At 62.3% G+C, this 12,860-nt stretch carries 13 protein-coding genes; all 13 read right to left on the bottom strand.

Annotated features, from left to right (window positions below; translation table 11 throughout):
- Positions 1-38: 38 nt before the first annotated feature.
- Positions 39-668 carry a ribonuclease HII gene (gene rnhB, locus IFT76_RS07980; RefSeq protein WP_163007437.1) on the bottom strand — a complete coding sequence of 210 codons (630 nt, stop codon included), beginning with the start codon at positions 666-668 and terminating at the stop codon, positions 39-41.
- A gap of 22 nt (positions 669-690) precedes the next feature.
- Positions 691-1,836 (bottom strand): lipid-A-disaccharide synthase, encoded by a 1,146-nt coding sequence (gene lpxB, locus IFT76_RS07975; RefSeq protein WP_185794265.1) that lies wholly within the window; start codon positions 1,834-1,836, stop codon positions 691-693.
- Positions 1,836-2,612, bottom strand: a complete 777-nt coding sequence (gene lpxA / locus IFT76_RS07970) for an acyl-ACP--UDP-N-acetylglucosamine O-acyltransferase (protein WP_122476561.1) — start codon at positions 2,610-2,612, stop codon at positions 1,836-1,838. The genes lpxB and lpxA overlap by 1 nt, the downstream gene beginning before the upstream one ends.
- Positions 2,609-3,049 carry a 3-hydroxyacyl-ACP dehydratase FabZ gene (fabZ, locus tag IFT76_RS07965; protein WP_043185101.1) on the bottom strand — a complete coding sequence of 147 codons (441 nt, stop codon included), beginning with the start codon at positions 3,047-3,049 and terminating at the stop codon, positions 2,609-2,611. The genes lpxA and fabZ overlap by 4 nt, the downstream gene beginning before the upstream one ends.
- A gap of 111 nt (positions 3,050-3,160) precedes the next feature.
- Entirely contained in the window at positions 3,161-4,216 is a 1,056-nt protein-coding gene (gene lpxD / locus IFT76_RS07960) for a UDP-3-O-(3-hydroxymyristoyl)glucosamine N-acyltransferase (RefSeq protein ID WP_192057852.1), read from the bottom strand.
- 1 nt (position 4,217) lies between these two features.
- On the bottom strand, positions 4,218-4,733 hold the full coding sequence (locus IFT76_RS07955; protein WP_043185097.1) for an OmpH family outer membrane protein: 516 nt from the start codon (positions 4,731-4,733) through the stop codon (positions 4,218-4,220).
- A 44-nt stretch (positions 4,734-4,777) separates the two neighbouring features.
- Positions 4,778-7,147: an outer membrane protein assembly factor BamA gene (gene bamA / locus IFT76_RS07950; RefSeq protein WP_192057851.1), complete on the bottom strand. Its 2,370-nt coding sequence runs from the start codon at positions 7,145-7,147 to the stop codon at positions 4,778-4,780.
- 73 nt (positions 7,148-7,220) lie between these two features.
- Positions 7,221-8,570: a sigma E protease regulator RseP gene (rseP, locus tag IFT76_RS07945; protein ID WP_122476566.1), complete on the bottom strand. Its 1,350-nt coding sequence runs from the start codon at positions 8,568-8,570 to the stop codon at positions 7,221-7,223.
- A gap of 30 nt (positions 8,571-8,600) precedes the next feature.
- Positions 8,601-9,791: a 1-deoxy-D-xylulose-5-phosphate reductoisomerase gene (gene ispC / locus IFT76_RS07940; RefSeq protein WP_192057850.1), complete on the bottom strand. Its 1,191-nt coding sequence runs from the start codon at positions 9,789-9,791 to the stop codon at positions 8,601-8,603.
- Positions 9,788-10,603 carry a phosphatidate cytidylyltransferase gene (locus IFT76_RS07935; protein ID WP_192052794.1) on the bottom strand — a complete coding sequence of 272 codons (816 nt, stop codon included), beginning with the start codon at positions 10,601-10,603 and terminating at the stop codon, positions 9,788-9,790. Before IFT76_RS07935 ends, ispC begins: the two co-directional genes overlap by 4 nt.
- Positions 10,603-11,358 (bottom strand): polyprenyl diphosphate synthase, encoded by a 756-nt coding sequence (uppS, locus tag IFT76_RS07930; protein ID WP_122476571.1) that lies wholly within the window; start codon positions 11,356-11,358, stop codon positions 10,603-10,605. Before uppS ends, IFT76_RS07935 begins: the two co-directional genes overlap by 1 nt.
- Positions 11,359-11,374: 16 nt before the next feature.
- Complete coding sequence (gene frr / locus IFT76_RS07925; protein ID WP_122476572.1) at positions 11,375-11,932, bottom strand: ribosome recycling factor; 558 nt, start codon at positions 11,930-11,932, stop codon at positions 11,375-11,377.
- Positions 11,929-12,672: a UMP kinase gene (gene pyrH / locus IFT76_RS07920; RefSeq protein ID WP_049862287.1), complete on the bottom strand. Its 744-nt coding sequence runs from the start codon at positions 12,670-12,672 to the stop codon at positions 11,929-11,931. The genes frr and pyrH overlap by 4 nt, the downstream gene beginning before the upstream one ends.
- Positions 12,673-12,860 lie beyond the last annotated feature (188 nt).

The raw sequence follows: 12,860 nt of genomic DNA, 5'->3' as shown, positions 1-12,860 counted from the left end.
CCCGGATTGTACCGGGCCTTGATCAAAACATCAGCCTGCTAGACCCAGGCGGGCGCTTGATCGCTGCTTTCACGCGCCTGCCATGCGGCACGAACCGGTGCGAACGATCGCCGGTGAATAGGCGTCGGGCCCAGTCGGGCCAAGGCTTCCAGGTGCACCGGTGTAGGGTAGCCCTTGTGCCCGCCCATGCCATAGCCGGGGTAGATCAATTCGAACGCGGACATTTCCCGGTCGCGGCTGACCTTGGCCAGGATCGAAGCGGCGGCGATCGCCGGGACCTTGGCATCACCCTGGATCACCGGAGCGCTGGGCACGTCCAGCTGCGGGCAGCGATTGCCGTCGATCAGTGCAAGCCTTGGCGTGATGCTCAGGCCCTGCACCGCCCGCTGCATGGCGAGCATGGTTGCGTGCAGAATGTTCAGGCGGTCGATCTCTTCGACTTCGGCGCGCGCGATGCACCAGGCCAGGGCTTTCTCGCAGATCTCTTCGTAAAGCAGTTCACGACGCGCTTCGGTGAGCTTTTTCGAATCGTTGAGCCCGAGGATCGGCCGTCGCGGATCGAGAATCACCGCTGCCGTCACCACCGCGCCGCACAGCGGCCCGCGGCCGACTTCGTCGACACCGGCAACCAGCTCTTCGACCAGATCGAAATCCAGCCCCATCTGCAGTTGCCTGCCTGTCTGTGGAGGCTTAGCCATCGTTCCTGCCTATCAGTTGCAACACGGCCTCGGCCGCCTGGTTGGACGCATCACGGCGCAGCGTGCGGTGAATAGCATCGAAGCCGCTGGTCTGTTCTTCACCGCTCGCCAGCAGGGGCAGCAGCCGGTCGGCCAGGGCCTGGGGCGTGGCCTCATCCTGCAGCAGCTCGGGGACCAGCATGCGCTGGGCCAGCAGGTTGGGCAACGACACGTAGGGGCTTTTGACCATGCGCTTGAGAATCCAGTACGTCAGGGGCGCCAGCCGGTAGGCGACCACCATCGGGCGCTTGTACAACAAGGCTTCGAGGGTGGCCGTGCCGGAGGCGATGAGTACCGCATCACAGGCGGCCAGCGCGGTGTGCGAGTCACCGTCGAGCAAGGTCACCGGCAACGTCCGCCCGACGAGCATCTGCTCCAGTTGCGCGCGGCGCTGTGGGTTGGCGCAGGGAATGACGAAACGCATCTGCGGGTGCGCCTGCAACAGCAACTGGGCGCTGTCGAGGAACAACTCGCCCAGGCGCCCGACTTCGCCGCCGCGGCTGCCCGGCATCAGCGCCACGACCGGAAAATCACCCGCCAGGCCCAGCTGTGCGCGGGCCTGACCGCGATCGGCGTGCAGCGCAATGGTGTCGGCCAAGGGATGGCCAACGAAGCGCACCGGCACGCCCTGCTCTTCGTAGAACCTGGCCTCGAAGGGCAGTAGCGTCAGCATCAGGTCGCAGCCCTGGCGAATCTTCAGCACCCGCTTCTGCCGCCACGCCCACACCGAAGGGCTGACGTAGTGCACGGTCTTGATCCCGGCCTGGCGCAGCTTGAGCTCGATGTTGAGGGTAAAGTCAGGAGCGTCGATACCGATGAACACGTCCGGCTTGCACGCGATCAGCTCGGCAACCAGCTGCTTGCGCCGGGCCAGCAGTTCGCGCAGGCGACCCAGCACCTCGACCAGGCCCATGACCGACAGACGCTCCATGGGGAAGCGACTGACCAGCCCTTGGGCTTCCATCAGCGGACCACCGACGCCGATGAACTGGATATGCGGATGGCGTGCCTTGAGCGCGCGCATCAGCCCCGAACCCAGGATATCGCCGCTGGCTTCACCTGCCACCAATGCCACGGTCAGCGCTGCGGGGTGAGACATCAGCGGGTGATGCCGCGGGTCGAGGACTGGATCGACTTGAGGAAGACGTCGACCTCGGGGTACAGACGCGCTGGCTCGGCCAGATCGAGCAATGCCTGCTCGACGGTCAAGCCTCGGCGATAGACCGTCTTGTAGGCACGGCGCAGGGCGTGGATGGCGTCGTCGCTGAAGCCGCGGCGGCGCATGCCTTCGAAATTCATGCTGCGGGCTTCGGCCGGGTTGCCGAACACCGTGACATAGGCCGGCACGTCCTTGCCGATGGCCGTGCCCATGCCTGAAAAGCTGTGGGCACCGATGTGGCAATACTGGTGCACCAGGGTAAAGCCGGAAAGGATCGCCCAGTCGTGCACGTGCACATGGCCGGCCAGTGCCGTGTTGTTGACCAGGATGCAGTGGTTGCCGATCACGCTGTCGTGCCCGATGTGGGCGTACGCCATGATCAGGTTGTGATCGCCCAGCGTGGTTTCGGCGCGGTCCTGCACGGTGCCACGGTGAATGGTCACACCTTCACGGATGACGTTGTGGTCACCGATGACCAGGCGGGTTTCTTCGCCCTTGTACTTGAGGTCCGGCGTGTCTTCCCCAATGGAGGAAAACTGGTAGATGCGGTTGTGCCTGCCGATGCGGGTCGGCCCCTTGAGGATGACATGGGGACCGATCACGGTGCCCTCGCCGATTTCCACGCCCGCACCAACGATCGACCAAGGGCCGACTTCGACGCCATCTGCCAGAACGGCGGACGGGTCGATGATGGCGCGAGGGTCAATCAAACTCATAGCTTGCGTTCCGCACAGATGATCTCGGCCGAGCAGACCGGCTTGCCGTCGACCGAAGCCTTGCAGTCGAACTTCCAGATCTGCCGCTTGCAGCTGATGAACTTGGCTTCCAGGATCAGTTGGTCGCCGGGCAGCACGGGCTGGCGGAAACGCAGCTTGTCCGAACCCACGAAGTAGTAGAGCGTACCGTCGGCCGGTTTGACATCGAGCATCTTGAAACCCAGGATGCCGGCGGCCTGGGCCATGGCTTCGATGATCAACACGCCCGGCATGATCGGGTGCGCGGGAAAGTGACCATTGAAGAACGGCTCGTTGATGCTGACATTCTTGTAGGCGCGAATGCTCTGGCTTTCGACGTCCAGCTCCACTACGCGATCCACCAGCAGAAAGGGATAGCGGTGCGGCAGGTATTCGCGAATCTCGTTGATGTCCATCATTTCGGGGGGAAGCCTGTAGTAAAGATAGGGAGCGCGCGGCTGACGCGCGACACTCCTATTGCAAATCAAGGGGCAGTCTAGCGGCTGGGCACACTTGATATGGAAAGGGTATCAGCCATCAGATGACGCTTTACCGCCTTGGGTCACTGCCTCGACACGCTTTTCCACCTGCTTGAGGCGGCGCGCCATGTCGTCCAACTGCCGCAGTCGCGCGGCGCTCTTGCGCCACTCGGCCGCTGGCTGCATCGCCGTACCCGAGGAATAGGCACCGGGTTCGGTGATCGAATGGGTCACCATGGTCATGCCGGTGATGAATACCCCATCGCAGATCTCGATGTGCCCGACCAGGCCTACACCGCCTGCGAGCATGCAATTCTTGCCGATCTTGCTGCTTCCCGAAATGCCGACACAGGCGGCCATGGCGGTGTTGTCGCCAATCTGCACGTTGTGGGCAATCTGGATCTGATTGTCGAGCTTCACACCGTTGCCGATCAGGGTATCGGCCAACGCGCCGCGGTCCACGGCAGTGTTCACGCCGATCTCGCAGTCGTCACCGATGCTGACCCCGCCGATCTGGGCGATCTTCTGCCAGACGCCCTTCTCGTTGGCGAAACCAAAGCCCTCGCCACCCAGCACCGCACCGGACTGTATGACCACGCGCTTGCCGATGCGCACGTCGTGATAGAGGGTCACGCGCGGCGCCAACCAGCCACCTTCACCGATCTCGCAGCGCGCACCGATGAAGCAATGCGCGCCGACGGTCACCCCGGCAGCGATCCTGGCACCGCTTTCGATCACGGCGAACGGCCCGACACTGGCGGCGGCATCGACCTGGGCGTCGTCTGCAATGACGGCCGTCGGATGAACACCGGCGCTGGCGTGGGGCTTGGGATCGAACAGGTGGGAGATGCGCGCATAGGCAAGGTAGGGATCGGGAACGATCAGTGCATCGCCCTGAAAACCTTCGGCATCGGCGGCCTTGAGCAGTACGGCGCCGGCATGGCTGTCGGGGAGAAACTTGCGGTACTGCGGGTTGGCTAGAAAGCTCAGCTGAGCTGGGCCGGCCTCCTGCAAGGTGGCCAGCCCAGTGATGATCTTCTCCGGGTCGCCACTGACCGTGGCCCCCAGGAACTCGGCCAACTGGCCGAGCTTCATGGTCGCTGTCATATCAGCGCGACTGATTCATGCGCTCGATGACCTGGCGAGTGATGTCGAACTGAGGTTTGACATCAATCACCGCACCGCGCTCCAGCACCAGGTCGAAGGCACCTTTCTTGATGACTTCTTCAACGGCGCCGTCGAGCTTGGGCTTGAGCTGCTTGAGCATTTCGCGGTCGGCAACGGCCTTGGCTTCGTTCAGCTCCTTGGACTGGAACTGGAAGTCGCGCGCTTTCTGCTTGAATTCAAGCTCCAGACGTTCGCGCTCGGGCTGGGCCATCTTGTCGCCACCGGCAACCAGACGGTCCTGAATGCTCTTGGCGCTGCTTTCCAGGGTTTTCAGCTTGCTCAACTGCGGGCCGAATTTCTTCTCGGCGTCTACCGCGTATTTCTTGGCGGCGTCGGACTCGAGCAAGGCCATCTGATAGTTCAGAACGGCGATTTTCATGTCGGCGAAGGCCGGAGCAGCACCCAACGAGGCGGCGAGCGTCGCTGCCAGAACAACCATTTGAGTCAACTTGCGCACGATAAACTCCTACAAAATCCGTTGTTGTTGCCAAGGAACAGACCTTAGAAGGTCTGGCCCAGAGAGAATTGGAAGACTTGGGTTTCGGCATTGTCAGGCTTCTTGACCGGCATCGCCAGGCTGAAGCTCAGTGGGCCCAGGGCGGTGATCCAGGTCACGCCCAAGCCGGCGGAGACGGCCATGTTGGCGATGTCGATGTCGTTGCAACGAACCTTTTCACCAGCTTCCGTGGTCGTGTCATTACAGTTGGTGTCGAACACGTTACCTACGTCAACGAACAAGGAAGTCCGCAGCGAGCGCTGGTCCTTAACGAACGGCAGCGGAAACAGAACTTCTGCACCACCAGTAATCTGCACGTTGCCACCGAATGCCAAAGGATCTTGATCCGGATCCTCAAGAGTGCCTGGACGCTTGCCTCTGCTCGGTGTACTACGCGGACCTAGCGTACTGTCTTTGAAACCGCGTACCGAGTTGAAGCCACCGGCGTAGTAATTCTCGTAGAACGGCAAGCCGTCGGTAGAGCCATAGCCGTCACCGTAACCCAGCTCGGTGTGGAAGCGCATGGTGTAGTTTTCAGTGATCGGCACGAATGCCTGGTTGCGGTAGTCGACCTTGAAGAACGATAGATCGCTGCCCGGAATGGTCACTTCGCCGGTCAAGCTTTGCGAAGCGCCACGGGTTGGCAGCACGCCCTTGTTCAAGGTAGACGAAGACCAACCTGCCGAAGCCTTGAAGTTGGTGAAGTTCTCGCCTTCCTTCTCGATGAAATCGAAGATCTCTTCAACGGTGTATTTACCAGTCTTGATCTTGTCATTCTGCACGCTCAAGCCGAAGGTCAAACGCGAGGTTTCGCTGATCGGGTAGCCGAAGTTCATACCGGCACCCAGACTGTCCACGGCATAGCTGGCTACGTCGACGTCGAGGTCGTCGTAGTCGGTGGAGCGGTAGAAAGCGTTGTAGCCCAGGCTGACGCCGTCCGGCGTGTAGTAAGGGTCGGTGTAGCTGAAGTTGTAGCGGCTCTGGTACTCGCTGCGGGTCAGGCCGATGGACACACGGTTACCGGTACCCAGGAAGTTGTTCTGGCTGATCGAACCACCGAGGATCAGGCCCGCGCTCTGGGCGAAGCCGACGCTGGCGGTGATCGAACCGGAGGCTTGCTCTTCCACGGCGTAGTTGACGTCGACCTGGTCGTCGGTGCCCGGTACGGCCGGCGTCTCGACGTTCACTTCCTTGAAGAAGCCAAGGCGCTCGAGGCGGGTCTTGGATTGGTCGATCAGGTAGGTCGAGGCCCAGCCGCCTTCCATCTGGCGCATTTCGCGACGCAGCACTTCGTCTTCCGACTTGGTGTTGCCACGGAAGTTGATGCGGTTGACGTAGGCACGCTTGCCCGGATCGACCACGAAGGTGATATCGACCGTGTGGTCCTCGTCGTGCGGCTGAGGCACGCCGTTGACGTTGGCAAAGGTGTAGCCGTCGTTACCCAGGCGGCGGGTGATCAGCTCGGACGTGGAGGTCATGACCTTGCGCGAGAACACCTGGCCCTTCTTCACCAGCATCAGTTGCTGGACCTGATCTTCGGGGACCTTGAGGTCGCCGCTGAGCTTGACGTCGCGAACCGTGTACTTTTCGCCTTCGTTGACGTTGACGGTGATGTAGACGTGCTTCTTGTCCGGGGTGATCGACACCTGGGTGGAGGCGATGTCCATGTTGATGTAGCCGCGGTCCAGGTAGTAGGAACGCAGACGCTCCAGGTCACCGGACAGCTTTTCCCGTGCGTACTTGTCATCGTTGCGGAAGAACGACAGCCAGTTGGACGTCTTGAGTTCAAACAGGTCGGTCAGGTCTTCTTCGGGGAATACCGAGTTGCCCACCACGTTGATGTGCTGGATGGCCGCAACCGTACCTTCGTTGATGTTGATCTTCAGGGCCACGCGGTTGCGTGGCTGGGTGACCACTTCGGTATCGACCGACGCCGAATAGCGACCCTGAGCCACGTACTGCCGCTGCAGCTCGTTGCGCACGCCTTCGAGGGTGGCACGCTGGAAGATCTCGCCTTCGGCCAGGCCGGACTGCTTGAGGCCCTTCATCAGGTCTTCGGTGGAGATGGCCTTGTTGCCTTCGATGTCGATACTGGCCACCGAGGGTCGTTCGACCACGGTGATCACCAGGACGTTACCGTCCCGGCCCAGCTGGATATCCTGGAAGAACCCGGTTTTAAAGAGTGCACGGGTCGATTCCACCAGGCGACCGTCGTCGGCCTGGTCACCTACGTTCAACGGCAACGCGCCAAACACGCTGCCGGCGGAAACCCGCTGCAGCCCGTTGACACGGATATCGGAGATGGTGAAGGACGCGGCGTGAACTTCAGCGATCATCAGTACGGCAAGAACCGCAGTTAGCAGCAGACGTTTCATGAAGTCCTTTCTTATTCCAACTGGCAATAAACAAACTGCCGCAGAAGCGGCAGGTTCGCAAACGAGCGAAGCGTTACAGTCGACCCAGATCGTTTATCAGGGCAAGCAGCATGACCCCAACCACCAGACTGATGCCGATCTGGATTCCCCAACCCTGTACCCGATCGGAGACTGGGCGACCACGCACCCACTCGATCAGGTAGAACAACAGATGCCCCCCATCCAGTACTGGAATGGGCAGCAAATTGAGAACTCCGAGGCTTATGCTCAGGTAGGCGAGGAAATTCAGGAAATCCCCAAAACCCGACTGGGCCGAAGCGCCCGCCACTTTAGCAATGGTTATCGGTCCACTCAAGTTTTTTACCGAGAGCTCGCCGAACAGCATTTTCTTCAGGGAATCAAGGGTCAGCACGCTCATGGTCCAGGTACGCCTGGCGCCCTCGACCACGGCATCGAGCGGCCCGTAGCTGACTTCGCGCAGCATCTGCGGTGGCCACTCGACCGGTTTCACCCCGGCGCCGAGGTACCCGGCGGCCTTGCCTTCACCTTTGGAAACCAGGTTGACCGGGACATCCAGTGGCGCGTTGTCGCGCTCCACGCGCAGCACGATTCGGCTGTCCGGACGTTCGCGGACCAGGTCCACGACCTGCTGCCAATCGCCCAGGGGCTGGCCGTCCAGCGCCAGCAGACGGTCCCCGGTACGCAAACCGGCGGCCTGCGCCGGACCGTTGGGATCCAGCTCGGCGAGTATCGGCGCCAGCGCCGGACGCCACGGCCGAATGCCCAGCGAGCGAATCGGATCAGGCTCGTCGGAACCTTGCAACCACTGGTTAAGGGCCAGCGAGCGAGTGGCTTCATTGCTGGAGCCAGGTTCGCGCACGGTCAACTGCAAGGCACCGGTTTCGCCCAGGCGCCGTACCATTTGCAGGTTCACCGCAGCCCAACCGGCGGTGCTTTCGCCATCCACCGCAACGATTTCCTCACCTGCCATCAGACCGGCGGTTGCCGCAATGCTGCCCGGCTCGACCGAACCGACCACTGGCTTGAGCTGCTGGGTGCCCAGCATCGCCAGCAGCCAGAAGAACACCAGGGCCAGCAGAAAGTTGGCCGCAGGCCCGGCGGCGACGATGGCGATGCGCTGACGCACGCTCTTGCGATTGAACGACTGCTCGACCTGATCGGCCGGCACGTCGCCCTCGCGCTCGTCGAGCATCTTGACGTAGCCACCCAGCGGAATTGCCGCTACCACGAACTCCGTGCCCTGGCGGTCATGCCAGCGCAACAGAGGCGTGCCGAAGCCCACGGAAAAACGCAGCACCTTGACGCCACAACGCCGTGCGACCCAGAAATGGCCGAACTCGTGAAAGGTAACCAGCACACCCAATGCCACCAGGGTGCCGATAATCATGTAGAGCGCACTCATAACTCTCTCCGAACTACGGCCATGCAGGGGTCAGCACCCGTGCTGGTTCAACCATTGCTGGGCCAGGTACCGCGCGCGAGCATCCGCGGCGAAGACGGTGTCGAGCGTATCCAGCGCCACCACCGGTTCCCGATTGAGGACGTCCTCGATCATACGCGGGATCTGCGGGTAGCGTATGCGACGCTCGAGGAACGCCGCTACCGCGATTTCGTTCGCCGCGTTGAGCATGGCCGGGGCGCTGTCGCCCGCCTCCGCTGCCTGCCGAGCCAGGCGCAGGCAAGGAAAGCGTTGTTCATCGGGCGCTTCGAAATCGAGCCGCGCAATGGCAAACAGGTCCAGGGGTGCCACACCCGAATCGACACGCTGCGGCCAGGCCATGGCATGGGCGATCGGCGTGCGCATATCGGGGTTGCCCAGTTGAGCCAGCACCGAGCCGTCGACATAGTCGACCAGGGAATGGATCACGCTCTGCGGATGCACGACCACTTCGATCTGCGCGGGTCGCGCGTCGAACAGCCAGCACGCCTCGATCAGCTCCAGGCCCTTGTTCATCATGCTGGCCGAGTCGACGGAAATCTTGCGTCCCATCGACCAGTTGGGATGAGCGCACGCCTGCTCCGGCGTGACCTGTTCCAACGCTTCCAGCGGCGTCTGCCGAAACGGACCACCCGATGCAGTCAGCAATATGCGCCGCACGCCGACATTGCCCAGGCCGCGCTCGAAATCACCGGGCATGCACTGGAAAATCGCGTTGTGTTCGCTGTCGATAGGCAGCACCACGGCACCGCTGTCGCGCACGGCCTGCATGAACAGTGCCCCGGACATGACCAGCGCTTCCTTGTTGGCGAGCAGCACTTTCTTGCCGGCATGGACCGCGGCCAGGGTCGGGCGCAGCCCGGCTGCGCCGACGATGGCCGCCATCACCGCATCCACTTCCGGCGCAGCGGCCACCTGGCACAGCCCTTCTTCACCCACCAGCACTTCGGTGCGCGAGCCGGCCTGGCGCAATGCCTGCTGCAAGGCGGTGGCACGCTCCTGGCTGGGCACCACGGCAAACACCGGGCGATGCACAAGGCACAGTGCCAACAGTTCTTCCATGCGCGAGAAGCCGCTCAGGGCAAATGCGCTGTAGCGGTCCGGATGCCGGGCGATGACGTCGAGCGTGCTCAGGCCGATGGAGCCGGTCGCGCCCAGCACGGTAATGCGCTGCACGCCGCTCACATCACGCCCCAGCCGGCAGCCCACAGCAGCACGGCAAACACCGGTACCGCCGCGGTCAGACTGTCGATGCGATCGAGCACACCGCCATGGCCCGGCAACAGGTTGCTGCTGTCCTTGATGCCGGAGCGACGCTTGAACATGCTTTCGGTCAGGTCACCGACGACCGAGAGGGCCACCACGATCGCCGCGCCGATCAGGCCCGCGAGCATCTGGCCGATTCCCCAGTCGCGCACCAGGCCGATCGCCAGGGTGATCAGCAGGCTGGTCACCAGCCCGCCGTAGAAACCTTCCCAGCTCTTGCCGGGGCTGACCTGGGGCGCCAGCTTGCGCTTGCCCAGGGCCTTGCCGGTGAAGTAGGCGCCGATGTCGGCACCCCATACCAGCACCATGACGGTCATGATCAGCCAGTTGCCCAGCGGCCAGCCCTTGAGCAGCACCAGCCCTTGCCAGGCCGGCAGCAGGATCAGCAGGCCAATGAGCAGCTTGCAGGCAAGGCTGGCCCAATGTTCGCTGGTGCGCGGGTAGGTCAGCACCAGGAACGTGGCCAGGCACCACCACAGCACCGCCGCGCCGAGCACGAACGGCGCCAGGCCCGGCGTCAGGTAGAGGAAGAACAACAGACCCGCTACCACGGCGGCGAAGGCAATGCGCGCCGACTGTTTTTCGAACCCGGCCAGCCGCGCCCACTCCCACGCGCCCAAGGTAACCACCAGGCCGATGAACAGGGCGAACCCTGCGCCTTCGAGCAGGAAGAAACCGCACAGGGCAATCGGCAGGAGAATCAGCGCAGTGATGATGCGTTGTTTAAGCATTAAGCACGGGCTCCGGCTTCGACCTGCTCGCTCGTTTTACCGAACCGGCGCTGGCGCGAAGCGAAATCGGCCAGCGCCGTGCGCATGGCCTCGTGTTTGAAATCCGGCCAGAACAGGTCGGAAAAATACAGCTCGGCGTAGGCCAGTTGCCACAGCAGGAAGTTGCTGATGCGATGCTCGCCGCCGGTTCGGATGCACAGATCCGGCAAGGGCAGGTCACCGGTGGCCAGGCAGGTCTGCAACAGATCGGGAGTGATCTCCTCCGGCTTGAGGTGACCGGCCTGGACTTCCCGGGCAAGACGCTGCGCCGCCTGGGCAATGTCCCACTGGCCACCGTAGTTGGCGGCGATTTGCAGCACAAAACGGTCGTTACCGGCGGTGGCCGCTTCGGCTTCGCGCATGGCGGCCTGCAGGTCGGGGTGGAACCGCGAGCGATCACCGATGATCCGCAGGCTGATGCGGTTGTCGTTCAGCCGCCGCGCCTCGCGGCGCAGTGCACTGAAGAACAGCTCCATCAACGCCCCGACCTCGTCGGCCGGGCGCTGCCAGTTCTCGCTGGAAAAGGCGAACAAGGTCAGTACCTCGACCTTGGCCTCGGCACACACCTCGATGACCGCGCGCACAGCATCCACACCGGCCTTGTGCCCAGCGACACCGGGCAGCAAACGTTTCTTGGCCCAGCGATTGTTGCCATCCATGATGATCGCAACATGCCGCGGTACCGTGGAAGGTACAGCCAACTTGGTCTTTTCCATGAGACGGACTAATTCCTTAAACGGCCATCAGGTCCGCTTCTTTCTGCTTCACGGCCGTTTCGATGTCCGCGACGAACTTGTCGGTCAGCTTCTGGATGTCATCGGCGGCGCGACGTTCTTCGTCTTCGCTGATTTCCTTTTCCTTGACCAGATCCTTGTACTGGCTCAGTGCGTCACGGCGAATGTTGCGCACGGCCACGCGGGCGTCTTCGGCAGCGTCACGCGCCTGCTTGGTGAAGCCCTTGCGGGTTTCTTCGGTCAGCGCAGGCATGGAGATCAGCAGCAGCTCGCCCAGGTTGGTCGGGTTGAGGTTGAGACCGGCGGCACCGATGGCCTTGTCGACCGCGCCGAGCATGTTGCGCTCGAACGCGACAACCTGCAGGGTGCGCGAATCTTTCACGCTGATGCTGGCGACCTGGTTGATAGGGGTGTCGGCACCGTAGTAAGGGACCTGAACGCCTTCCAGAATGCTGGGGTGCGCCTTGCCGGTACGGATACGACCGAACGCGTGCTGCAGCGACTCCAGGGATTTCTGCATGCGCGCCTGCGCATCTTTCTTGATTTCGTTGATCATACTTCGCCTTCCTCGATCAGAGTTCCTTCGGCGCCGCCCACTACGATGTTCAGCAGAGCGCCAGGCTTGTTCATGTTGAATACCCGCAACGGCATCTTGTGATCGCGGCACAGGCAGATGGCGGTCAGGTCCATCACGCCCAGCTTGCGATCCAGTACTTCATCGTACGTCAGGCGGTCGAATTTCTCAGCATGGGGATCCTTGAACGGATCGGCCGTGTAGACACCGTCGACCTTGGTCGCCTTTAGCACCACGTCGGCATCGATCTCGATGGCGCGCAGGCAGGCTGCGGAGTCGGTGGTGAAGAACGGGTTGCCGGTGCCGGCGGCGAAAATTACCACATCGCCGGAATTGAGGTGACGAATACCCTTGCGGCGATCGTAATGATCGGTCACGCCGACCATCGAGATGGCCGACATGACGATGGCGGCGATGTTGGAGCGTTCCAGCGCATCGCGCATGGCCAGGGCGTTCATCACGGTCGCCAGCATGCCCATGTGGTCGCCGGTGACACGGTCCATGCCGGCTGCGCTCAGGGCGGCACCGCGGAACAGATTGCCACCGCCGATGACCAGACCCACCTGGACGCCGATGCCTACCAACTGGCCCACTTCGAGGGCCATGCGGTCCAGCACTTTCGGGTCGATCCCGAAATCTTCGGACCCCATCAGGGCCTCGCCGCTAAGTTTGAGCAAAATGCGTTTATAGCGAGGTTGACGACCACTCACCTGCTGAGCCATTGCGTGTCTCTCCTGCGGCGTTTAATAAATTCTGGACGGGCCGGTGTACGGCGCGCCTAACTCTAGCTTGCGGCACTGCGACAGTACCACCGGACCTGCGCCTTGTAAGCGGCTAAATCCGGGTGCCAACTTTGAAAAAGAGGCTGCGCGCGTAAGCGGGCAGCCTCTTTGGGGCAACAGGACGAATC

Source organism: Pseudomonas sp. CFBP 13727 (assembly GCF_014841915.1).
In the GTDB taxonomy this organism is placed as follows: Bacteria; Pseudomonadota; Gammaproteobacteria; order Pseudomonadales; family Pseudomonadaceae; genus Aquipseudomonas; species Aquipseudomonas baltica.
The sequence above is the reverse complement of the archived record's forward strand: the minus strand, read 5'-3'. Positions and strand labels throughout refer to the sequence as shown.

Bases quoted from the DNA above. Each gene is read 5' to 3' on its own strand.
- lpxB (WP_185794265.1), bottom strand. From the start codon at position 1,836: ATGTCTCACCCCGCAGCGCTGACCGTGGCATTGGTGGCAGGTGAAGCC.
- lpxA (WP_122476561.1), bottom strand. From the start codon at position 2,612: ATGAGTTTGATTGACCCTCGCGCCATCATCGACCCGTCCGCCGTTCTG.
- fabZ (WP_043185101.1), bottom strand. From the start codon at position 3,049: ATGATGGACATCAACGAGATTCGCGAATACCTGCCGCACCGCTATCCC.
- lpxD (WP_192057852.1), bottom strand. From the start codon at position 4,216: ATGACAGCGACCATGAAGCTCGGCCAGTTGGCCGAGTTCCTGGGGGCC.
- bamA (WP_192057851.1), bottom strand. From the start codon at position 7,147: ATGAAACGTCTGCTGCTAACTGCGGTTCTTGCCGTACTGATGATCGCT.
- rseP (WP_122476566.1), bottom strand. From the start codon at position 8,570: ATGAGTGCGCTCTACATGATTATCGGCACCCTGGTGGCATTGGGTGTG.
- IFT76_RS07935 (WP_192052794.1), bottom strand. From the start codon at position 10,603: ATGCTTAAACAACGCATCATCACTGCGCTGATTCTCCTGCCGATTGCC.
- uppS (WP_122476571.1), bottom strand. From the start codon at position 11,358: ATGGAAAAGACCAAGTTGGCTGTACCTTCCACGGTACCGCGGCATGTT.
- frr (WP_122476572.1), bottom strand. From the start codon at position 11,932: ATGATCAACGAAATCAAGAAAGATGCGCAGGCGCGCATGCAGAAATCC.
- pyrH (WP_049862287.1), bottom strand. From the start codon at position 12,672: ATGGCTCAGCAGGTGAGTGGTCGTCAACCTCGCTATAAACGCATTTTG.